This is a genomic window from Aeromonas sp. D3 (genome assembly GCF_027705025.1).
Taxonomy (GTDB): domain Bacteria; phylum Pseudomonadota; class Gammaproteobacteria; order Enterobacterales; family Aeromonadaceae; genus Aeromonas; species Aeromonas salmonicida.
On record NZ_JAPDBE010000023.1, the window covers coordinates 42,963 to 64,251 of the forward strand.

The following is a 21,289-nucleotide window of genomic DNA, read 5'->3' on the forward strand; positions in this document are numbered from 1 at the left end:
GCTAGAATCGACCTATCCCAACCAGGAGTGAAACAGATGAAGATTGTGATTGTGGGTGCCTCCGGCACCGTCGGCTCTGCGGTCAGTGAACTGCTTGCCAAGGACCATCAGGTGATCCGGGTCGGTCACAGCCGTGGCGATGCCACTGTCGACATGCGCGATCCCGCCTCCATCAAGGCGCTGTTTGCCCAGGTGGGCCAGTTCGATGCGCTGGTCGTCGCCAGCGGCAGCGTGGCCTTCAACGGTCTGACCGAGATGACCGACGAGCAGTGGCAAGTAGGGCTCCAGAGCAAGCTGATGGGCCAGATCAACCTGACTCGCGCCGCCATCCCCTATCTGAATGACAAGGGCTCCATCACCCTGATCAGCGGTATTTTGAGCGAGGAACCCATCAACTGGGGAGTCAGTGCAACCACCATCAATGGCGCCATCGAGCACTTTGTGAAGGCCGCCGCCTGCGAGCTGCCAAAGGGCTTGCGCATCAATGTGGTGAGCCCGACCGTGCTGACCGAGTCGATGGACAAATACGCCGACTTCTTCCCGGGCTTCGTGCCGGTGCCCGCCGCCAAAGTGGCACTGGCCTACCAGAAATCCGTGCTGGGCGTGCAGACCGGGCAGGTGTTCAAGGTCAACGGCTGATAGCCGCCCCCTTGCCGCCAGACCACCAATAAAAACGGGCCCCGCACTGGGGCCCGTCTGTTGGTCGGCTTGTGCCTTTTGTCACCAGCAAACGTTTGTTTTTCGATGACAAAAAAAGGCGGCAACCCTTAGTCGATCAGACCGTACTGATCCCGCAGCACCTCGATGATCTCCTGCTTTGGATTGGCGGAGCGCACCAGCGGGTGACCGATGATCTTCTCGGCGATCCCGACGTAGGTGTTGGAGATATCCATCATCACTTCGGTGGGCAGCTTGTTGCCTTTGGCCAGGGCGAAGCGTTCCGACATGCGGTTCTTGTTGAGCAGTATGTCCGGATCCGGGAAGTGGTTGAGCAGCCACTGACGGAAACCCTCTTTGGACTTCTCGACGATCTGGCCATCACGCAGCGCCGCGCCATCCCAGATGCGGGAGCTGTCGGGGGTGCCCACTTCATCCATGTAGATCAGCTTCTCGTTGCCCGCCGCATCCTGGACATAGCCAAACTCGAACTTGGTGTCGACGAAGATCTGATCCAGCGAGGCCAACGCATCGCTGATGACGTTGAAGCCCTCTTTGAGCAGCACTTCGTAGCGATCGATGTCAGCCGGTTTGCTGAAGTTGAAGCCTTGGTAGTGGCGTTCGATATCGGCGCGGGAGACGTTAACGTCATCGGCTTCCGGCACACCATCCAGCCCGGTCAGCACACCCTTGGTGGAGGGGGTGATAAGGATCTCCGGCAACTTCTGATCCTTTTTGAGCCCTTCTGGCAAGGTGATGCCGCAGAACTCACGCTCGCCATCCTTGTAGGCACGCCACATGGAACCAGTGATGTACTGGCGGGCGATCGCTTCGATCATCACGGGGCGGGCTTTTTGCACGATCCAGACGAAGGGGTGCGGAATATCCAGGATGTGGCTGTCGGCCAGTCCCTTCTCCTTGAACAGCTTGAACCAGTGGCTGGAGATGGCGTTGAGCGCAGCTCCTTTGCCCGGTACGCCATTCAGCCCGTCGACACCTTGCCAGATGCAGTCGAAGGCCGAGATGCGGTCGCTGATCACCATGAGGGCGAGCGGCGCATCGGCAGGCACATCATAGCCTTTCTCTTTTATGAGCCGGGCACTGTCTTCGGGGGTCAACCAGTAGACGCTGCGCACTTTGCCGGAATGGACAGGTTTATCGGTACGGATCGGCAAATCGTCATTCACCGCCAATACTTGATCTGCAAGACTCATGGCTAATAACACTTCCTGTTTGTGGGAGGAATAAAACAGGGGCACCAAGCCCCTGTTTCTGGGGGGTTAACATATCAAGCGCATCAGACCCTGTATTTACAGGGAGATTAACCTAACAAAACAGGGGCACTAGGCCCCTGTTTCTATTCTGTTTTTGCTGCCTGGTCAGCCAAGCCCTTGGCAAAGGCCTCGGACAGGCTGATGTACATCTGGGAGATGACGCCGGACGCCACTGGCTTCTTGTCCTTGTCGAACAGGGTAATGGAGGTCTTGCCCCCCGCCATCTCGCCCAACTGGAAGCGATACTTCTCCTCTTCCAGCTTGAATGGCTCACCGCCCTTGGCTTTCCAGAAATCGCTGCCCGGTTCGTCGTATTCGACGTCGATCCAGCCCAGGGACTGCTGGGTATCCTTGATGGTGAAACCATAGGCCGGCAGCACCTGATTGAGGCGACGCCAGACCAGATCAAAGGAACCGTCCGCAATCCAGGCACTCAGCTCGTTGTTGTCCAGACCCAGCTGCAAGCCCATGCCATCGTTGGCCTTGTGCTGCTCGCGGGACTTGAGCTGCTTGTCGTAATAGAGGGAGAACTGGTTCAGGGCGCGGGTCGCGTAGCGCTGGGCATCGGCTGGCGTCAACACATTGGTGGTCTCGCCATCAATGGTCTCTTCGTGATCCAGCACCCGTACCGACATGTTGACGGCATGACGCTGGGCATCGTTGCGCACTGTGAACTGGTAACGCTGGCGGATGTTGAAATCATCATCCTCTTCACTCCAGCCATCGAGGGCCTTGGTGTTGTCAAACCAGCCGGTCTGCAAGACCCCAGCCTGCTGATCCAGCTTCTCTGTGGTCACCTTGTACTGGGCCAGGAAGTTCATCAGGAAGGCCCAGGTATCGCGCTCCACGCTCTGATTGGTACTCAGGGCATAGAAGGCCACTGTGGGTTCGCTGGCATTGGGCACGACCTGGCTGCCCGGTACCACTGTCAGCAGCTGGGCAGGCGGACGCACGTCAATCTTGGCGCCAAGAGCACCGTCACGGCTGCTCTCTGGCAATGCCGGGATGTCGAAATTGCTGTTAAAGGCGGGGGTACTCAACCCGGACGGCACCAGAAACGCACGACCTTCAAGGCGGGCATCCTCGTACTCGAAACCACGGTTGGCCATCTTGCGATCCTGGGGTGAACTACAGGCTGCCAACACGGCAACGGTCGCTACACTCAGCACCAGGCGCACTGCATTTCCCTTTCCATTTGCTTTAAACACTCGCCATCAACTCCGCAGTCGTCAGTGCTCGCGTCATCGCTTGTTCGCCCTCTGGAGTGAGGTCGGTGAGCGGCAGACGCAAGGTCGCCGTCGCAATCAATCCCAGTCGGGCGCAGGCCCACTTCACCGGGATGGGACTCGGTTCGCAGAACAGAGTCTGATGCAACGGCATCAATCGATTGTTGATGTCATGCGCCTGCCCGGCATCACCGGCCAGCGCAGCACGACACATGTCGGCCATCTGGGCCGCTGCAATATTGGTGGTGACCGAAATGACTCCGTCTCCCCCTTGCAGCATAAAATCACATCCACTGGCATCATCGCCACTATAAAGCGCGAATTCCGCTCCGCACAGCTCACGCAGCAGCGGAGTACGGCTCAGATCCCCGGTGGCCTCTTTCAGACCTATGATGCCGGGTACCCTGGCTAACCGGGCTACCGTCTCCGGTTTGAGATCGCAACAGGTGCGACCGGGCACATTATAAAGAATTTGGGGCAGACCACTAGCCTCGGCGATCGCACAATAGTGACGATAGAGGCCTTCTTGGGTGGGTTTGTTGTAATAAGGGGTAACCGAGAGACCCGCCACCACGCCCGTTTCGGCGAATCGTTTGGCAAGGGCGATGGCATGGGCGGTATTGTTGGATCCGCAACCGGCGATGACAGGAATGCGTCCGGCGGCCAGTTCCACGGTTTTTTCCACGACGGCAATGTGCTCTTGCTCGCTCAGGGTCACCGATTCCCCTGTGGTACCGACCGCAACGATGGCGGCTGTACCCGCGCTGACATGATAATCGACCAAGGTGGCCAGACTGGCCCAGTCGACTTCACCTGAAGCCAGCATGGGGGTAACGAGCGCAACAAGACTACCGCGTAACATGGATATTTCTCCCGATTTTCAGGGGCGTTATGGTAAAGCTGCACCCTTGGAAAAACAAGGGAGGCAGGGGGCAAGCCATGATACCATCCGGCACAAAACGCTGTGCGCGAGCGCAACAGCATGCGCCAAATCGTGGTCGTGACCACCACAGGCAGGGCTCGCCGCAACAACATTCTCAACAAGGTTGTCATGTCAGGGTGCAGAGAGTGGCCAGAACGCTCCCGCTCTACTCACATTCACAACCAGCTAATGGACGAGAGAAGATTTATGACTCACTACCTGGTCGTAACGGCCATAGGCACGGACAGGCCTGGCATCGTCAATGAAGTCACTCGCCACGTCAGTGGGTGTGGCTGCAACATTGTCGATAGCCGTCTTGGTATCTTCGGTAATGAATTCACCTTCATCATGCTGCTGTCCGGTGACTGGAACAGCCTGATGCAACTCGAGATAAGCCTGCCCCTGCGCAGCCAGGAGTGGGAGCTCATCACCATGATGAAGCGCACCGAGCGCCACCATTCTCTGCAATACGACATCAGCGCCAACGCCGAGATCCTGATCCGGGATCAGCCTGGCATCGTAAGCCAGTGCACCCAGTTCTTCAGCGACCACGGCTGGGACATCCAGGCCATGCAGACCATGACGCTGGAGCAACAGCCCTACAACCTGCTCAAGGCAAGCTTCCAGCTCAATCTGGCCAAGCAGGGAGAAGCCGCCGGTTCGGATACGGCCTTCGCCGGATTCTGTCGTGAACTGGGCGCCGAATCGTTCGAATTCATCGTCAACAACAAACACGCCTGACGACCAACCCCAAGGAGAATCCATGCAACCTTTATCCGCTGGCACCCTGGCCCCCGACTTTTCCCTGTCAGATCAGGATGGCAATCCAGTTCGTCTATCCGACCTGCGCGGCAAGAAAGTGCTCATTTATTTCTATCCCAAGGCGATGACCCCTGGCTGCACCACCCAGGCCTGCGGTCTGCGTGACGTCAATAGCGAGCTGGCCGCTCTCAACGTGGTGGTGCTCGGCATCAGCCCGGATCCGGCCAAGCGCCTGAAGAAGTTCGAGGAGCGCGACAGCCTCAACTTCCGCCTGCTGGCCGATGAAGATCACGCCGTCGCCGATGCTTTTGGCGTCTGGGGCCCGAAGAAGTTCATGGGCAAGGAGTATGACGGCATTCACCGTCTGAGCTTCCTCATCGATGAAGAGGGCAAAATCGTCCACCGCTTCGACAAGTTCAAGACCAGCGACCACCATCAGGTGGTGCTCGACCTCATCAAGGGTTGAGCCCAAAGACATATAAAACACACTTCATGCAAAAGGGCCTGCAACTGCAGGCCCTTCGCTTGTCTCGCTCGCCGAGATAACAGTGTGATGATGGCATCACCTGATGAGTCAAGGCCGGGTCGCCATCTTGGCGGCCCCGTTTTCGTTGCCCCGTCTGCAGGGACCTGTGGCCACAGCGACGGAGTCATGTTTGTGATGGTCTGGCATGCACCTGTGTCGGGTGCCTTGGTGGCGAGTCATCCGGGCACAAGCCAGATGACTCCTTTATTGTTACCAGCTCGAGCAGCAATGCAAGCACGCAACCGCTGCTTTTAATTAACCAGAAACCGCTCCGTTTTGATTTCCCGATCCAGCTTTCTCACCAACCTCCCCTGCCAGATCAAAAAATTCATCTGAGATATGGGTTAACGTGACCCCAGTTTCATTTTCCAGTGAGAAAAGCCCATGAACATGAGCCACACCGAACGCCTGATCCTGAGCAACCAGTACGAGATCCTGGCCAAACTCAATCCGGAGAAAGCGGCGTCTTACCAGCGGGCCAGCACCATCATAGCCCGCGGCTACTGCCTGCAGATCCTCGAACTGGAGAAGAGCTTCGGTCATCTGGATCTGGCCACCTGTCAGGAGGTGATCGACACCCTGGAACTTCACCATGCGCTGGCCATCTCCTGGGGCAATCTTGATGGGGCCGATCAGAGTGAAATCACCGCGAGCCGGCTGGAATTCAACGGCTACAGCCGCAGCCAGGAGCGGGAGCTGGCCGACTACGTCTGCTTCCTGCTGGAAGTGGACAAGCGCTTCCCCGAGCTCAAGTGCCCATGTGACGAGCTTTCGAGCGACATTGCCATGCGCGACAAGTACCAGCGCATGCTGACCGTATGGCGCCAGTGCCCCCGTCAATACAAGCTCTCCATCCAGGAGATCCGCAAAGTATTGGCAGCCTGATCGACATGGATGGAAAAGGCGCCTCTGGGCGCCTTTGTCTGATTGGAAAACCTTGTTCGCCTATTCGTAGAGAAAAGATTTGTCCAGCTGCTTGAAAGCAGCATTGAGGGTATCGGCCAGCTCTTCGTAACGGGGCTGGGCCACCAGTTGGCGATGACTGCCCTGCTCGTTCATCTTGCCGTTGATCTCGCGATACCAGCTGGCAAGGGAGGGAGGCAAACGGGTATCGGCACGCTGACCGAGCCAGTAGTAACCTTGCAGCGGCAGACTGAGCAGAAACAGCACTGAGGTCATGACGGAAGGCCAGTAGTGCAGCTCACCGAGCTGGAACTGCAACATGACGCTGAGCACCGCCAGCGCCGGAATGATCTTGAGGGCGAATTCGGTGGCCTTGATCACCCGATTCTCCGGAAACATGGAATTAAGCTCGGGACGGCGGGGCCAAAGGGTCATATAATGACGGCCTTGCTGTAACTTAGTTCCAAAAATGTTCATGCTCATGCTACCTCCGAGCTTTTTTTGAACGTATTAACGGCAAAACCTCGACTATATTTGATGCGCAATAACAAAGGTTGAGGATGACTTTGTTATTTTTCAACAATCGAGTTATCCTTTGTACGCCCAATTTTTGCACCAACGGCCTGCCGTTGAGCTGTCAGGGACGTCTGGATTTCGGGTCTTGTATCACTATACAAGGGGCAAGCAACAGATTGCCAACCCTCATAAGGATAAGTTGAAAGTTTTTGGACGCAACGCGTCCAACGCATCCTCCTACACAACCCAATCTGCGATAGGATTTATTCATGAGTAAGCTGGTTCTTGTACTTAACTGTGGCAGCTCGTCCCTGAAGTTTGCTGTCATTGACGCAACCACCGGTGATGACCTGTTGTCCGGCCTGGCCGAGTGTTTCAACCTCGACGACGCCCGCATCAAGTGGAAACTGAATGGCGAGAAAGGCAGTGCCGATCTGGGCGCTGGTGCCGCTCACCAGGAAGCGCTGGACTACATCGTCAACAAGATCCTGCCGCTCAATCCGGAACTGTCCCAGAATCTGATCGCCATTGGTCACCGTGTTGTTCACGGTGGTGAGCGCTTCACCTCCTCCGTTGTGATCTGTGATGACGTCATCGCCGGCATCGAAGCCGCCGTACCTTATGCACCGCTGCACAACCCGGCTCACCTGATCGGTATCCGTGAAGCACGTCGTATCTTCCCGGCACTGGCCGACAAGAACGTGGCCGTGTTCGACACCGCCTTCCACCAGACCATGCCGGAAGAAGCCTTCCTGTACGCCCTGCCGTACAAACTCTACAAAGAGAACGGCATCCGTCGCTACGGCGCCCACGGCACCAGCCACTACTACATCAGCCTGGAAGCCGCCAAGCAGCTGAACAAGCCGGTTGACGAGCTGAACATCATCAACTGCCACCTGGGCAACGGCGGTTCCGTCTGCGCCATCAAGAACGGCAAATCCGTTGATACCTCCATGGGTCTGACCCCGCTGGAAGGCCTGGTCATGGGTACCCGCTCCGGCGATCTGGATCCGGCCATCATCTTCTTCCTGCACGACAAGCTGGGCATGAGCGTGGCGGATATCAACACCATGCTGACCAAAGAGTCCGGCCTGCAGGGTCTGACCGAAGTGACTTCCGACTGCCGTTTCGTTGAAGACAACTACGACAGCAAAGAAGAAGCCAAGCGTGCCATGGATGTCTACTGCTATCGCCTGGCCAAGTACATCGGCGCCTACGCCGCCGCCATGGACGGTCGTCTGGATGCCGTGGTCTTCACCGGTGGTATCGGTGAAAACTCCGCTCCGATCCGTGAAATCACCCTGAACAAGCTGGGTCTGCTGGGCTTCGACGTCGATCACGACGCCAACCTGGCTGCCCGCTTCGGCAAGGGGGGCGAGATCACCAAGGCTGGTTCTACCAAGGCCCTGGTTATCCCGACCAACGAGGAGTGGGTCATTGCCCACGACGCGCTGGAACTGGTCGGCGCATAAATTCGCTGTAGAGCAAGGCCGCCCCAGGGCGGCCTTTTCCTGATCCCAAAAAATGAACAAGGGGTATTAAGTGGCACGCACTATTATGCTTATCCCGGTCGGCACTGGTGTCGGCGTAACTTCCGTGAGTCTTGGCGTTGTTCGCGCCATGGAACGTCACGGTGTCAATGTCAGCTTCTTCAAACCGGTCGCTCAGCCGCGTCCGGGTGAAACCGGTACCGAGCGTTCCACCGCCGTGATCCGCGCTGCTGCCAACATCAACCCGCCCGAGCCATTCGCCCTCTCCTACGCCGAGAACATGATCACCTCCAGCAACACCGACATCCTGCTGGAAGAGATAGTGGCTCGCTTTGAAGAGCACGTGAAGGCCAGCGGTGCCGAAGTGCTGGTCATCGAAGGCATGGTACCGACCGACAAGCAGCCGTTTGCCAACAAGCTGAACTATGACGTCGCCAAGGCGCTGGATGCCGACATGGTGTTCGTGACCCATCCGGGCAACGACTCCAGCCAGAAGCTCAAAGAGCGCATCGAGCTGGCCTGCTCCAACTTCGGTGGCGTCAACAACCCCCGTATCGTGGGTTGCGTCATCAACAAGGTAGGTGCTCCGGTTGACGAGCACGGCGTGACCCGCCCGGACCTGACCGAGATGTTCGAGGCGCACCACCACGCTTCTGAAGCGGCCCACAATCTGGAAGTGCTGCAAGTGTTCGGCAAGAGCCCGCTGCGCATCCTGGGTTGCATCCCCTGGAATACCCAGCTGATCGCCCCGCGCGCCAAGGATCTCGCCAAACATCTGGCCGCCAAGATCCTGCACAAGGGTGAGCTGGACAGCCGTCGCCTGCAAACCGTGACCTTCTGTGCCCGCTCCATCCATAACATGGTTGAGCACTTCCGTCCGGGCAGCCTGCTGGTCACCTCCGGCGACCGTTCCGACGTCATCGTCTCCGCCTGCCTCTCCGCCATGAACGGCGTCAAGCTGGGCGCACTGCTGCTGACCGGCAACTATCATCCCGAGCCGCAAGTGATGGCCCTGTGCCAACAGGCCATGGCCACCGGCCTGCCGATCATGATCACTGGCACCAACACCTGGCAGACCGCCGTCAGCCTGCAAAACTTCAACGTCGACATTCCGGAAGATGACCGCGAGCGTATCGAGCTGGTGCAGGACTATGTGGCTGGCCACATCGACAAGCACTGGATCGAGTCTCTCTCCGCCAAGTCTACCCGTTCCCGTCGTCTGAGCCCGCCGGCGTTCCGTTATCAGCTGACCGAGCTGGCCCGTCAGGCCAACAAGCGTGTCGTGCTGCCGGAAGGCGAAGAGCCGCGTACCATCAAGGCAGCTTCCATCTGTGCCGAGCGTGGTATCGCCCGTCCTGTGCTGCTGGGTAACCCGGAAGAGATCCGTCGCGTTGCAGAGCAGCAGGGTGTGGTGCTGACCGACCGTGTCGAGATCATCGACCCGCTGGAAGTGCGCGAGCGCTATGTGCCGCGTCTGGTCGAACTGCGCAAGAACAAGGGCATGACCGAAGTGGTTGCCCGCGAACAGCTGGAAGACAACGTGGTGCTGGGCACCATGATGCTGGAGCGTGGCGAAGTAGACGGTCTGGTATCCGGCGCGGTACACACCACCGCCAACACCATCCGTCCGCCGATGCAGATCATCAAGACTGCCCCGGGCTCTTCCCTGATCTCCTCCATCTTCTTCATGCTGCTGCCTGATCAGGTGCTGGTGTACGGTGACTGCGCCATCAACCCGGATCCCACTGCCGAGCAGCTGGCCGAGATTGCCATCCAGTCCGCCGACTCCGCTGCCGCCTTCGGCATCGAGCCGCGCGTCGCCATGATCTCCTACTCTACCGGTACCTCTGGCGCCGGTGCCGATGTAGAGAAAGTGCGTGAAGCGACCGAGCTGGCCAAGGCCAAGCGCCCCGACCTCATCATCGACGGTCCGCTGCAATACGACGCGGCCATCATGGAGAACGTGGCCAAGTCCAAAGCCCCTAACTCACCGGTTGCAGGTAAAGCCACAGTGTTCGTCTTCCCGGATCTGAACACAGGCAACACCACCTACAAGGCGGTACAGCGCTCCGCTGATCTGGTCTCCATCGGCCCCATGCTGCAAGGCATGCGCAAGCCGGTCAACGACCTGTCCCGTGGCGCCCTGGTTGACGACATCGTCTACACCATCGCCCTGACCGGTATCCAGGCAGCTCAGGCCGAGTAATCGACCTTCAGCCAACCCTGTGAAAAACCCGCCGAGAGGCGGGTTTTTTTATAGTGGGCGGGCGACATGTTGATCCGCAAGATCAAATCAGGATCCTGACCGGATCACTATGCCTCTCTCCATGGCTTGTCTGGCAAGGCTGGCAGGATAAGCAAACACTCACACCCGCCACAGGGGATTGCACAATTGCACCCCAGCAGAGATCAGATCCAAATACCCCTTTAAGATCAGCTCACTAACACTAGACACACCGCTAATCTACAGAGTTTTCCACAGCTTTTGTGGATAGTTTACTGATCATTTGAAAGAAAATGACAGACTCGCTCTTCCCCCTGGCCCAGCTTGCGCCCGTGAAAAAGGGCTCCGAAGAGCCCCTTTGGGATAACAAATCCACCTGCCGAACAATCAGGGGCGCAGTGCCTTGTCCGCCCGGGAGATACCGCACACCCCGGAACGCACCACCTCGATGATCTCGTTGGTCTGGGCTGCGGTCTTGATGAAGGCGTCCAGCTTCTCGCTGGTGCCCACCAGCTGCACAGTGTACTGCTCCGGGGTCACGTCGACGATCTGGCCACGGAAGATGTCCGCCAGCCGTTTCAGCTCGTCGCGAGCACCACCGGCGGCGCGCGCCTTGACCAGCGCAATCTCCCGCTCGATATGCTCCCCTTCGCTCAGGTCACACACCTTGAGCACATCCACCAGCTTGTGCAGTTGCTTCTGGATCTGCTCCAGCACCCGCTCGTCACCCATGGTGACGATTGTCATGCGCGACAGGGTGGGATCCTCGGTCGGCGCGACCGTCAGGGTCTCGATGTTGTAGCCGCGCTGGGAGAAGAGGCCCACCACGCGGCTCAGGGCGCCGGACTCGTTTTCCAACAGCACGGAAATAATATGTCTCATCAAATCTCCCCCGCCTTGCTCAGCCACATCTCGTCATTGATGGAACCAAACTTGAGCTCCATGAGGACGACCGAAATAATGTGTCCCATTGTCAGGTCCTCTCCGTCTTGCTCAGCCACATCTCGTCCATGGCACCAAACTTGATCTGCATCGGATAGACGTGCTCATCCGGATCGACCGAGATATCCATGAACACCAGCCGATCCTTGATGGCGAAGGCTTTCTCCATGGCGCTCTCCAGCTCCGCCGGATCGCTCACCGCGATACCGACGTGGCCGTAGGCTTCCGCCAGCTTGACGAAGTCGGGCAGGGATTCCATGTAGGAGTGGCTGTGACGACCGCCGTAGAACATCTTCTGCCACTGCTTGACCATGCCAAGGGCACGGTTGTTGATGGAGATGATCTTGATGGGCACACCGTACTGCAAACAAGTGGAGAGTTCCTGAATGTTCATCTGTACCGAGCCATCACCGGTCACGCAGCAGACCACGGCATCTGGGTTGGCAAACTGGGCGCCCATGGCGGCCGGAATACCAAAACCCATGGTGCCGAGGCCTCCGGAGTTTATCCACTGGCGCGGCTTGGCAAAGGGGTAGTAGAGGGCGGCGAACATCTGGTGCTGGCCCACATCGGAGGCAACGAATGCCTCCCCCTTGGTCACCTTGTACAGGGTCTCGATCACCTGCTGCGGCTTGATCAGGGTGGGGTGTGTCTCATAGGCCAGGCAGTTGCGGGAACGCCACTGGGCGATCTGGCTCCACCAGTCTGCCAGCGCCTGCTTGTCGTTATCAAAACCGCACTCGCGGATCACTTCCAGCATCTGCTCCAGCACGGTTTCCACCGAGCCGACGATGGGCACATGGGCCTGTACCGTCTTGGAGATGGAAGTGGGATCGATATCGATGTGCACTATGGTGGCATTGGGACAAAACTTGGCCACGTTGTTGGTGACGCGATCATCGAAGCGGGCACCCACGGCAAAAATCAGATCCGCATTGTGCATTGTCTTGTTGGCTTCGAAGGTGCCGTGCATCCCCAGCATGCCGACAAACTGCGGATGGGTGCCAGAGAAGGCTCCCAGCCCCATCAGGGTGGTGGTCACCGGCAGGTTCAGCAGCTCGGCCAGCTTGGTCACCAGATGATCCGCATTGGCATTGATGGCACCGCCGCCCACGTACATCACAGGGCGCTGGGCATCTACCAGCAATTTGGCGGCCCGCTTGATCTGGCCCTTGTGTCCGGCCTTGGTCGGATTGTAGGAGCGCAGCGAGACGGACTCGGGATACTGATAGGGGAATTTCTCTTTCGGGTTCTGCACGTCTTTGGGCAGATCCACCACCACAGGCCCCGGGCGGCCGCTGGCGGCAATGTAGTAGGCCTTCTTGATGGCATCGGGAATGTCGCTGGCTTTCTTGCACAGGAAGCTGTGCTTCACCACAGGACGGGAGATGCCGATCATGTCGGTCTCCTGGAATGCATCCTCCCCGATCATGCTGGTCGGTACCTGACCGGACAGGATCACCAGGGGGATGGAGTCCATGTAGGCGGTCGCGATCCCCGTGATGCAGTTGGTCGCGCCAGGACCCGAGGTCACCAGCACTGTGCCCACCTTGCCGGTGGAGCGGGCGTAACCGTCCGCCATATGCACCGCGGCTTGCTCGTGCCGCACCAGGACATGCTCCATCTTGCCGTTTTCAAAGAGAGCGTCATAGATGTCGAGCACTGAGCCACCAGGGTAGCCGAAAACGTGCTCAACTCCCTGATCTTCCAGCGCTCTAACCACCATCTGGGCGCCTGATAACATCTCCATGATAAAGCCCTCCAGGCTTTGCTCCGTTAAGCGAAAGCTATCGACAGTCCGCTGCTTCCCGGCAGCGCCGGCCCCGTGTCTTGTTGTTGTCTGAATACGGGCCAGGCGAGTTCGGTGCCGTCGATAGTAGAAAAATAGGTTTTTTCCATCATTCACCCGAAAAGCGGGTGAAAATCCAACTTAACCCGCTTGCGAACGCTTGTCCACGGCTTTGTCTGACCAGAACAGTCATAAATTTCAAACAGCTATTAACATTCAGTGACTTGGTGAAAAGGGTGGGAACAAAGCGGGGAAGATGGGGGACTGGCTAGCGGATCATGCTGTCACTATGAGAAAAACAAGAAAAAAATAGCCCACCCATAGGGGTGGGCCGTCGAGCAGAGCACAGACTTACTGTTCGTCTTCCGGCTCCGCCAGCCAGATCTGTTGATCCGGATCCGTCTCTTCACAGACCGAGATGCTGACCCCCATGTCCAGCAGCTCGTGCAGCGTAAGATTGTCTGCCAGTGTCATGGTATCGCCGTTTTCATTGGTAAAGCGCATTGTGTCCGTCCTCTCCTTGGTGGGATCCCTTTCAGTCTAGTCAAAGGCGCTCACTTGCGATAACCAAGTGCTGTTTAATGCGCAGCCCCCTTCCAGCTCGCTCAAGCGATCACACACCTCTTCCGGAAACAGGGTGCGAGCCCACAGTCGGCGCGAGAGCTGTGCCACGCTCTCCTCTGCCCCATTCGCAAGCCAGCTCGCCAGCTCGCCCGCCACATCGGGATAGAGGATCTGGCCCGGAGCCGACGTATCCAGCCAGGCCCGCACCGCATTGGCATCCAGTCCATCCATCAAGTGGGCCAACCCCATCAGCTCCAGCGTCTTGCTGTTGGTCAGTTGCTCGAACTGTCCTCCCAGCGGCTTGGCCAGCAGCTTCTTGCCAAGGGAAAGCGCCTCCGACGCCAGCTCAAATCCCCCGTTGGTAATGACACCGCGGCAACCTGCCAGCACCTGCTTGAATCCTTCCCGCGCCTGCGGCTCGAAACGTATGTTGCGCCACTGACTGGCGCTGCGAATGGCCGGGTGAAAGCAGACGAAACGCTGTTGATTGAAGCGCGACAAGAGAGCGGCGATGGCTTCAGTCTGTTCAAACGGCAGATAGACCAGGATCTGCTGATTGTCGGGCAGTGCAACGATGGGATCTATGATGGGGGGCAGCAGTGGCTGACCGAAGTGAAACCAGTGCAGTCCGAGGGACTGGCGAACCGGGGCAAAATGGCGCATCAGCTGGCGATTGAAGCCGCTCTCCCCCCAACGCGGGATCGGCCAGTCAAAACTGGCCTGATGGCTGATGGTGAGGCTGGGCTTGCCCCAGCGATGGGCCGCGTGAGCACTGAGCGGTTCGAAATCGCTGATCACCAGATCGTAATCGCGGCAATCCAGGGCCCGCATATCCCGCCAGAAGCGCAGGGGTGAGAGCCCCTTGAGGGTACGCCAGCCAGAAATGGCACCCTCGTGGCTGACAAAGGTGATGCCGGCAAAGGTACGGTAGTCGCCGAACTCATCCATCTCGAAGTAACCATCGGCGGGGCGACCGCTGAACAGGTAATCGACCTCCAGCCCCTGCGCTCGCAGTGCACGAGCCAGGGTACGGCTGCGGCTGATATGACCGTTGCCGGTACCCTGCACGCCAAACAGTATCCTCATCCCTGATGCCAGCTGAGCGCAAGCAGGGCGCAGCCACCGCCGAGCAGGGCGCCGGCCACCAGATCGCTCAGGTAATGCACCCCGAGCAACAGACGCGATGCCCCCACCAGCGCGGCCCAGACAAACAACAAGGGCGCCCAGAGCGGGAAGCTGGCGGCCAGCACGGTCGCCATCAGAAAGGCGGCGGCGGTATGACCGGAGGGCAGGCTGTAACGATCTGAGGGGGTGATGAAAACCGGCAAGCCCACCGGCCGCTGGCGTTTCAGCGCATTCTTGAGCAGCAGATAGAGCGGCAATTCGATGGCAAAGGCGAGCAGAGCCACCCCGACCAGTTCACGTTCCGCCTCCCCCTGCCACCATAGCAGTGTCGCCAGTACGGCGTAGAGGGGCCCGTCACCGGTGCGGGAGATGAGCCGACTGATCCTGGCCTGTGGCCGGTTGTAGGAGTGGAGCAGGCAGATGCGGCACACCTGCAGGTCCCATTGCTGGATCTTGTTCATAACCCCTCCTTCCCTGAAGTCTCTGTGCAGACTAGGGCAATGGAGTGACACTAAATTGAACAAGGGATAACAGATTTATGAAAAAAGGGCCGAATGGCCCTTTTTTACCGCAAGCGAGGCAAATGATCAGTTCAGGGTGCCGCGCAGGCCGTTTTCCATCAGCCGGCAGTTGTGATCCGCCAGACGGGCCATGAAGTGCTCATCCACGGTCAGACCAAACACCTGCTCGTAGAGATCCTTCATCACGAACGGCTGCCACATCATGCTGAGAAAGGAGATCTTCAGCATCTCGGGATCCAGGTTGTCACCCAGCTCGCCATTGCTCTTCATGGACTCCAGCAAGGCATCAAACTGGGGCAGTTGACGTTCCAGCAGACGATTCAGCACAAAATCCCGCCCGGGACTCTTCTCGGTCGATAATGCGCTGGAGATGGCGGAAGTGAGTTCGCTGTTGGGCGCCATCACCTGATAGTAGGTATTGAGCAACTCATTGAGGCTGCGGTTGCCAATCTCGTCTTGCCATGCCTGGTCCAGCGGCTCGGCCACATCGCCCAGCACTGCCTTGTAAAGACCCTCTTTACTGCCGAAGTAATAATGGATCATCGCCAGATTGGAGCCGGCCAGCTCGGCGATCTCGCGGGTAGTGACTTTGCTGTAGGGCGTATTGAGAAAACGCTCACGAGCGGCACAGAGCAACTTGTCACGAATGTCAGAACGTCCGACCGGACGACCAGGTCTGCGTTTTTCCATTGGATACCTCAGATAATTCAGCAAAAACTGATAAGTCGATCTGATTGCATAGATGATCGAGTACAGCAGGAATGACCAGATAATCGGGCAAGGGCCGAATATGGGACAAGTAAATTTGCACTCCTTTACAATCCGATTAAATAAACCAGTGGATTGAACCGGTGAGTCCGAGTTGACACAGCATAAAAATCTCGATATTGGTAACAGCGTTATCGACTGGAAGGATTGAGTCATCATGCATATTGCCGCTCCGCTACTACTACTACTACTCTCCCTAATCGCGACCAGTCGCGCGGGATCCTTGTAGCCGGGCTCAGGCATAGCCGGAATTTACAAAAACCCGTGCACCCTGCACGGGTTTTTTTATGCCGCCGCAGGATGCACGTTACCGAACTTAGGAAGAGGGAAGTCACATGTCAGATCGGGTCATCATTTTCGACACCACCTTGCGCGATGGTGAGCAGGCCCTGGCGGCCAGTTTGACCGTCAAGGAGAAGCTGCAGATCGCCCAGGCGCTGGAGCGGCTCGGCGTCGACATCATGGAAGTGGGATTCCCTGTCTCCTCCCCCGGCGATTTTCAATCGGTGCAGACCATAGCCCGCCACATCAAGAACAGCCGGGTCTGCGCCCTCGCCCGCGCCCTGCCCAAGGATATCGACGCCGCCGGTGAAGCCTTGCGGGTCGCAGAAGCTTTTCGCATCCATACCTTTATCTCCACCTCCTCCATTCACGTCGAGAGCAAGCTGAAAAAGAGCTTTGAGGATGTGCTGGAGATGGGGGTCAGCGCCATCAAACACGCCTTGCGCTACACCGACGACGTGGAGTTCTCCTGCGAGGATGCGGGTCGCACCCCGATTGATAATCTCTGTCGCATGGTGGAAGCGGCCATCAAGGCCGGCGCCCGCACCATCAATATCCCGGATACCGTCGGCTACACGGTACCGACCGAGTTCTCCGGTATCATCCAGACCCTGTTCAACCGGGTGCCCAACATCGACAAGGCCATCATCTCTGTGCACTGCCACGACGATCTGGGGCTCTCGGTGGCCAACTCCATCGGCGCAGTGCAGATGGGAGCCCGCCAGATCGAGTGCACCATCAACGGTATCGGCGAGCGGGCGGGCAACTGCTCCCTGGAAGAGGTCGCGATGATCCTGAAAACCCGCGCCGATCTGCTTGGGGTCCATACCAACATCCGCCACAGCGAAATTCATCGCACCAGCGCCCTGGTCAGCCAGCTGTGCAACATGCCGGTGCAGCCGAACAAGGCCATCGTCGGGGCCAACGCCTTCTCCCACAGCTCCGGCATCCATCAGGACGGCGTGCTCAAGGCGAAGAACACCTATGAAATCATCACCCCCGAGAGCATTGGCCTGCCTCAGAACAACCTCAACATGACCTCACGCTCCGGCCGTCACGTCATCAAGCACAGAATGGAGTCCATGGGCTATGCCGAGAGCAGCTACGATCTCGACGACCTCTACGGCAAGTTCCTGACCCTGGCCGACAAGAAGGGACAGGTGTTCGACTACGACCTGGAGGCGCTGGCCTTCTTCAGCCAAATCCACGAAGAGCCGGAGCACTTCAAGCTGGAGTATCTGGGCGTACAAAGCGGCAGTTCGGTACTGGCCACCGCCTCGGTCAAATTGAAGGTCGGACAGGATCTGGTCTGCGAAGCGGCTACCGGCAATGGCCCTGTGGATGCGGTCTACCAGTGCATCAACCGCATCACCGGCTACGAGATCCGCATCGACAAATACGCCCTCAAAGCCAAGGGTGAGGGCAAGAATGCCCTCGGCCAGGTCGACATAGTCGCCGAATACAAGGGACGAAAATTCCACGGCATGGGCCTGGCTACCGATATCATAGAGTCCTCTGCCCAGGCGTTGATCCACGTGATCAACAGCATCTGGCGCGCCGATCAGGTGGCCGAACAGATGGAACGCAACGTCACAAAAACAGACAAGATCAATACGGAGAGTGTGTGAGTATGAGCAGTTATCGGATCGCAGTGTTGCCGGGTGACGGCATAGGACCGGAAGTGATGGCCGAGGCCGTCAAGGTGCTGGAAAAAGTGCAGGCCAGGTTTGGCTTCTCCCTCGAGTATGATCGCCATGACGTGGGTGGCATCGCCATCGACAACCATAGCACCCCGCTGCCACAGAGCACCATCAAGGGCTGTGAGGCCGCCGATGCCGTGCTGTTTGGCTCCGTAGGTGGCCCCAAGTGGGAGCACCTGGCCCCCAACGATCAACCCGAGCGCGGCGCCCTGCTGCCCCTGCGTGCCCACTTCAAGCTGTTCTGCAACCTGCGTCCGGCCCGTATCTACACAGGTCTCGAGCAGTTCTCCCCCCTGCGCGCCGACATCTCGGATCGCGGTTTTGACATCGCCTGCGTGCGCGAGCTCACCGGCGGCATCTACTTCGGCCAGCCCAAGGGGCGAGAGGGAGAAGGGGCGAACGAGAAAGCATTCGACACCGAGGTATACCATCGCTTCGAAATTGAGCGCATCGCCAGGATAGCGTTTGAATCGGCCCGTGTTCGCAAAGCCAAGGTCACCTCCATCGACAAGGCCAACGTGCTCGCCTCCTCCATCCTGTGGCGCGAGGTGGTGACTGAAGTCGCCAAATCCTATCCGGACGTGGCGCTGAACCACATGTACATAGACAACGCCACCATGCAGCTCATCAAGGATCCGTCCCAGTTCGACGTGCTGCTCTGCTCCAACCTGTTTGGCGACATCCTCTCTGACGAGTGCGCCATGATCACCGGCTCCATGGGGCTGCTCCCTTCAGCCAGCCTGAACGAATCTGGTTTTGGCCTGTTCGAACCGGCCGGTGGCTCGGCTCCCGATATCGCCGGCAAAGGCATCGCCAATCCCATCGCCCAGATCCTCTCCGCCGCCCTGATGCTGCGCTACAGCCTGGGACAGGAAGCCGCCGCTCAAGCCATCGAGCAAGCCGTAGCCCAGACATTGGCAGAGGGATACTTCACCGCCGACCTGCATCAGGCAGATGCTCGCCATCCGGTGCAGAGTACCGCCGACATGGGCACCCAGATCGCCGCACGGATCTGAGCCACCCAGCACATAACAAGGAATACAGAGCAATGGCCAAAACCCTTTATCAGAAAGTATTCGACGCCCATGTGGTACGCGAAGTGGACGGCGAAACGCCGCTCATCTACATCGACCGCCACCTGGTACACGAAGTGACCAGCCCGCAGGCATTCGATGGCCTGCGCGCCATGAACCGCCCGCTGCGGCGCCCGGATCTGACCTGGGCAACCATGGATCACAACGTCTCCACCACTACCAAGGACATCGCCGCCTCCGGCGAGATGGCCCGCATCCAGATGGAGACACTTGCCGACAACTGCAAGGAGTTCGGGGTTCGCCTCTACGATCTCAACCACAAGTATCAGGGGATCGTCCATGTGATGGGCCCCGAGCTCGGCATCACCTTGCCCGGCACCACCATCGTCTGCGGCGACTCCCACACCGCCACCCACGGTGCCTTCGGTTCCCTGGCCTTCGGTATCGGCACCTCCGAAGTGGAACATGTGATGGCCACCCAGACCCTGAAACAGGGCCGCGCCAAGACAATGCGCATTTCGGTCAACGGCAAGCTGGCGGAGGGCATCAGCGCCAAGGACGTGGTGCTGGCCATCATCGGCCGGGTTGGCCATGCCGGTGGTACCGGCTACGTGGTGGAATTCGCTGGCGAGGCCATTGCGGGCCTCTCCATGGAAGGGCGGATGACGGTGTGCAACATGGCCATCGAGCTGGGTGCCAAGGCGGGCATGATAGCCCCCGACCAGACCACCATCGACTACATCCGTGGCAAGGAGTTCGCCCCCAAGGGTGAATCACTGGATCAGGCCATCGCCTACTGGCTGAGCCTCAAGAGCGACCACGGCGCCCACTTCGATGCCGAAGTGATCCTCGACGCCGCCGATATCGCCCCGCAGGTCACCTGGGGTACCAACCCGGGCCAGGTGATTGCCGTCAATGAACCGATCCCGGCACCGGAATCCTTCAGCGATCTGATGGAGCAGCAATCCGCCCGCAAGGCGCTCGCCTACATGGACCTGCAACCGGGCCAGAAGCTCACCGATGTCGCCATCGACAAGGTGTTCATCGGTTCCTGTACCAACAGCCGCATCGAGGATCTGCGTGCCGCCGCCGCCATCGCCCGTGGCCGCAAGGTGGCCGCTGGCGTACAAGCGCTGGTGGTGCCGGGCTCCGAGCAGGTGAAGGCACAGGCCGAAGCCGAGGGTCTGGACAAGATCTTCCTCGAGGCAGGTTTTGAATGGCGTCTGCCCGGCTGTTCCATGTGTCTGGCCATGAACAACGACCGGCTGCAACCGGGGGAGCGCTGCGCCTCCACCAGCAACCGCAACTTCGAAGGGCGTCAGGGCCGTGCCGGCCGCACCCATCTGGTGAGCCCGGCCATGGCCGCCGCCGCTGCCGTCACCGGCCGCTTTGCCGACATTCGCGCACTGTAAGAGGAAATAGCGATGACAGGATTCAAACAACATAAAGGGATCGCCGTTCCCCTCGACAGCGCCAACGTCGACACCGACGCCATCATTCCCAAGCAGTTTTTGCAGAAGGTCAACCGCATCGGTTTTGGCAAGCACCTGTTCCACGACTGGCGCTTTCTCGATGATGCGGGCCAGCAGCCCAATCCCGAGTTCGTGCTCAACCAGCCGCGCTATGCCGGTGCCAGCATCTTGCTGGCCCGGGAAAACTTCGGCTGCGGTTCGAGCCGTGAGCACGCCCCCTGGGCGCTGGCGGATTACGGCTTCAAAACCCTGATAGCCTCAAGCTTTGCCGATATCTTCTATGGCAACGCCATCAACAACGGTCTGGTACCGGTGCGGTTGAAAGAAGAGGAGGTGGATGTCCTGTTCCAGCTGGTTGCCACACAGCCGGGCATCGAAATCGAGGTGGATCTGGAAGCCAATCAGGTGCGAGCCGGCGAGCTCAGCTTTGGTTTCGAGATCGACGAGTTTCGTCGCTATTGCCTGCTCAACGGACTGGATTCCATCGGTCTGACCCTGCAGCACGAGGCCACCATCAGCGCCTTCGAAGCAAAGCAGCCAAGCTGGATCTGAACTGATCGCATCCCCTTGTAACAAGACACAGCCATCAGAA

20 protein-coding genes are annotated in these 21,289 nt (G+C 58.6%); 10 read left to right on the forward strand and 10 right to left on the reverse strand.

Features of this window, described 5'->3' with window-relative positions:
• The first annotated feature begins 36 nt into the window (after positions 1-36).
• Positions 37-639: a short chain dehydrogenase gene (locus OKC28_RS14070; RefSeq protein WP_096120109.1), complete on the forward strand. Its 603-nt coding sequence runs from the start codon at positions 37-39 to the stop codon at positions 637-639.
• A gap of 128 nt (positions 640-767) precedes the next feature.
• Here the strand turns inward: OKC28_RS14070 and OKC28_RS14075 are convergent, their stop codons facing one another.
• From OKC28_RS14075 to dapA, 3 genes are all read right to left on the reverse strand, one after another.
• The gene (locus tag OKC28_RS14075) at positions 768-1,871 is read right to left on the reverse strand and encodes a phosphoribosylaminoimidazolesuccinocarboxamide synthase (RefSeq protein WP_265456404.1); all 1,104 of its coding nucleotides are present in this window, start codon (positions 1,869-1,871) and stop codon (positions 768-770) included.
• A gap of 143 nt (positions 1,872-2,014) precedes the next feature.
• Positions 2,015-3,139 (reverse strand): outer membrane protein assembly factor BamC, encoded by a 1,125-nt coding sequence (gene bamC, locus OKC28_RS14080; protein ID WP_088814160.1) that lies wholly within the window; start codon positions 3,137-3,139, stop codon positions 2,015-2,017.
• On the reverse strand, positions 3,132-4,019 hold the full coding sequence (dapA, locus tag OKC28_RS14085) for a 4-hydroxy-tetrahydrodipicolinate synthase (protein WP_265433118.1): 888 nt from the start codon (positions 4,017-4,019) through the stop codon (positions 3,132-3,134). Before dapA ends, bamC begins: the two co-directional genes overlap by 8 nt.
• Before the next feature lie 267 nt (positions 4,020-4,286).
• On the opposite strand from dapA, the gene OKC28_RS14090 reads away from it, so the two are divergent.
• The 3 genes from OKC28_RS14090 to OKC28_RS14100 all read left to right on the forward strand — a co-directional run bounded on the left by OKC28_RS14090 (position 4,287) and on the right by OKC28_RS14100 (position 6,252).
• Complete coding sequence (locus OKC28_RS14090) at positions 4,287-4,820, forward strand: glycine cleavage system protein R (protein WP_005311611.1); 534 nt, start codon at positions 4,287-4,289, stop codon at positions 4,818-4,820.
• 22 nt (positions 4,821-4,842) lie between these two features.
• Positions 4,843-5,307, forward strand: a complete 465-nt coding sequence (gene bcp / locus OKC28_RS14095) for a thioredoxin-dependent thiol peroxidase (protein WP_131731243.1) — start codon at positions 4,843-4,845, stop codon at positions 5,305-5,307.
• A 444-nt stretch (positions 5,308-5,751) separates the two neighbouring features.
• Complete coding sequence (locus OKC28_RS14100) at positions 5,752-6,252, forward strand: YfbU family protein (protein ID WP_017412149.1); 501 nt, start codon at positions 5,752-5,754, stop codon at positions 6,250-6,252.
• A gap of 60 nt (positions 6,253-6,312) precedes the next feature.
• Here the strand turns inward: OKC28_RS14100 and yfbV are convergent, their stop codons facing one another.
• A complete protein-coding gene (yfbV, locus tag OKC28_RS14105; protein WP_011899053.1) occupies positions 6,313-6,753 on the reverse strand; it encodes a terminus macrodomain insulation protein YfbV in 441 nt (146 codons plus the stop codon).
• 302 nt (positions 6,754-7,055) lie between these two features.
• On the opposite strand from yfbV, the gene OKC28_RS14110 reads away from it, so the two are divergent.
• Positions 7,056-8,258 (forward strand): acetate kinase, encoded by a 1,203-nt coding sequence (locus tag OKC28_RS14110; RefSeq protein WP_005311607.1) that lies wholly within the window; start codon positions 7,056-7,058, stop codon positions 8,256-8,258.
• Between the two features lie 70 nt (positions 8,259-8,328).
• Positions 8,329-10,482 carry a phosphate acetyltransferase gene (pta, locus tag OKC28_RS14115; RefSeq protein ID WP_042467240.1) on the forward strand — a complete coding sequence of 718 codons (2,154 nt, stop codon included), beginning with the start codon at positions 8,329-8,331 and terminating at the stop codon, positions 10,480-10,482.
• A gap of 405 nt (positions 10,483-10,887) precedes the next feature.
• Here pta and ilvN read toward each other — a convergent pair whose 3' ends face one another.
• The 6 genes from ilvN to OKC28_RS14145 all read right to left on the reverse strand — a co-directional run bounded on the left by ilvN (position 10,888) and on the right by OKC28_RS14145 (position 16,131).
• Positions 10,888-11,382: an acetolactate synthase small subunit gene (ilvN, locus tag OKC28_RS14120; RefSeq protein WP_005311605.1), complete on the reverse strand. Its 495-nt coding sequence runs from the start codon at positions 11,380-11,382 to the stop codon at positions 10,888-10,890.
• A gap of 91 nt (positions 11,383-11,473) precedes the next feature.
• The gene (locus OKC28_RS14125; protein WP_096120112.1) at positions 11,474-13,192 is read right to left on the reverse strand and encodes an acetolactate synthase 3 large subunit; all 1,719 of its coding nucleotides are present in this window, start codon (positions 13,190-13,192) and stop codon (positions 11,474-11,476) included.
• A gap of 390 nt (positions 13,193-13,582) precedes the next feature.
• A complete protein-coding gene (locus tag OKC28_RS14130; protein WP_010673158.1) occupies positions 13,583-13,735 on the reverse strand; it encodes a hypothetical protein in 153 nt (50 codons plus the stop codon).
• 36 nt (positions 13,736-13,771) lie between these two features.
• Positions 13,772-14,881 carry an MJ1255/VC2487 family glycosyltransferase gene (locus tag OKC28_RS14135; protein WP_256687449.1) on the reverse strand — a complete coding sequence of 370 codons (1,110 nt, stop codon included), beginning with the start codon at positions 14,879-14,881 and terminating at the stop codon, positions 13,772-13,774.
• Positions 14,878-15,381, reverse strand: a complete 504-nt coding sequence (locus OKC28_RS14140; RefSeq protein ID WP_021139762.1) for a phosphatase PAP2 family protein — start codon at positions 15,379-15,381, stop codon at positions 14,878-14,880. The genes OKC28_RS14135 and OKC28_RS14140 overlap by 4 nt, the downstream gene beginning before the upstream one ends.
• A 126-nt stretch (positions 15,382-15,507) precedes the next feature.
• Positions 15,508-16,131 (reverse strand): TetR/AcrR family transcriptional regulator, encoded by a 624-nt coding sequence (locus OKC28_RS14145; protein WP_021139763.1) that lies wholly within the window; start codon positions 16,129-16,131, stop codon positions 15,508-15,510.
• A 413-nt stretch (positions 16,132-16,544) separates the two neighbouring features.
• On the opposite strand from OKC28_RS14145, the gene leuA reads away from it, so the two are divergent.
• From leuA to leuD, 4 genes are read left to right on the forward strand one after another with little or no spacing between them, the layout of a single operon-like run.
• Positions 16,545-18,119, forward strand: a complete 1,575-nt coding sequence (gene leuA, locus OKC28_RS14150) for a 2-isopropylmalate synthase (protein WP_256687447.1) — start codon at positions 16,545-16,547, stop codon at positions 18,117-18,119.
• Positions 18,120-18,121: 2 nt separating this feature from the next.
• Positions 18,122-19,207, forward strand: coding sequence for a 3-isopropylmalate dehydrogenase (gene leuB, locus OKC28_RS14155; RefSeq protein ID WP_256688372.1), 1,086 nt, complete (start codon positions 18,122-18,124; stop codon positions 19,205-19,207).
• Between the two features lie 32 nt (positions 19,208-19,239).
• Positions 19,240-20,637: a 3-isopropylmalate dehydratase large subunit gene (leuC, locus tag OKC28_RS14160; RefSeq protein WP_256687446.1), complete on the forward strand. Its 1,398-nt coding sequence runs from the start codon at positions 19,240-19,242 to the stop codon at positions 20,635-20,637.
• Positions 20,638-20,649: 12 nt separating this feature from the next.
• The gene (leuD, locus tag OKC28_RS14165; protein WP_256687445.1) at positions 20,650-21,249 is read left to right on the forward strand and encodes a 3-isopropylmalate dehydratase small subunit; all 600 of its coding nucleotides are present in this window, start codon (positions 20,650-20,652) and stop codon (positions 21,247-21,249) included.
• Positions 21,250-21,289 lie beyond the last annotated feature (40 nt).

Coding starts and splice junctions, on each gene's coding strand:
- yfbV (WP_011899053.1), bottom strand. CDS start 6,753: ATGAGCATGAACATTTTTGGAACTAAGTTACAGCAAGGCCGTCATTAT.
- ilvN (WP_005311605.1), bottom strand. CDS start 11,382: ATGAGACATATTATTTCCGTGCTGTTGGAAAACGAGTCCGGCGCCCTG.
- OKC28_RS14140 (WP_021139762.1), bottom strand. CDS start 15,381: ATGAACAAGATCCAGCAATGGGACCTGCAGGTGTGCCGCATCTGCCTG.
- dapA (WP_265433118.1), bottom strand. CDS start 4,019: ATGTTACGCGGTAGTCTTGTTGCGCTCGTTACCCCCATGCTGGCTTCA.
- leuC (WP_256687446.1), top strand. CDS start 19,240: ATGGCCAAAACCCTTTATCAGAAAGTATTCGACGCCCATGTGGTACGC.
- OKC28_RS14110 (WP_005311607.1), top strand. CDS start 7,056: ATGAGTAAGCTGGTTCTTGTACTTAACTGTGGCAGCTCGTCCCTGAAG.
- OKC28_RS14090 (WP_005311611.1), top strand. CDS start 4,287: ATGACTCACTACCTGGTCGTAACGGCCATAGGCACGGACAGGCCTGGC.
- OKC28_RS14100 (WP_017412149.1), top strand. CDS start 5,752: ATGAACATGAGCCACACCGAACGCCTGATCCTGAGCAACCAGTACGAG.
- bcp (WP_131731243.1), top strand. CDS start 4,843: ATGCAACCTTTATCCGCTGGCACCCTGGCCCCCGACTTTTCCCTGTCA.
- OKC28_RS14145 (WP_021139763.1), bottom strand. CDS start 16,131: ATGGAAAAACGCAGACCTGGTCGTCCGGTCGGACGTTCTGACATTCGT.
- OKC28_RS14130 (WP_010673158.1), bottom strand. CDS start 13,735: ATGCGCTTTACCAATGAAAACGGCGATACCATGACACTGGCAGACAAT.
- OKC28_RS14135 (WP_256687449.1), bottom strand. CDS start 14,881: ATGAGGATACTGTTTGGCGTGCAGGGTACCGGCAACGGTCATATCAGC.
- leuD (WP_256687445.1), top strand. CDS start 20,650: ATGACAGGATTCAAACAACATAAAGGGATCGCCGTTCCCCTCGACAGC.
- leuA (WP_256687447.1), top strand. CDS start 16,545: ATGTCAGATCGGGTCATCATTTTCGACACCACCTTGCGCGATGGTGAG.
- OKC28_RS14075 (WP_265456404.1), bottom strand. CDS start 1,871: ATGAGTCTTGCAGATCAAGTATTGGCGGTGAATGACGATTTGCCGATC.
- leuB (WP_256688372.1), top strand. CDS start 18,122: ATGAGCAGTTATCGGATCGCAGTGTTGCCGGGTGACGGCATAGGACCG.
- OKC28_RS14125 (WP_096120112.1), bottom strand. CDS start 13,192: ATGGAGATGTTATCAGGCGCCCAGATGGTGGTTAGAGCGCTGGAAGAT.
- OKC28_RS14070 (WP_096120109.1), top strand. CDS start 37: ATGAAGATTGTGATTGTGGGTGCCTCCGGCACCGTCGGCTCTGCGGTC.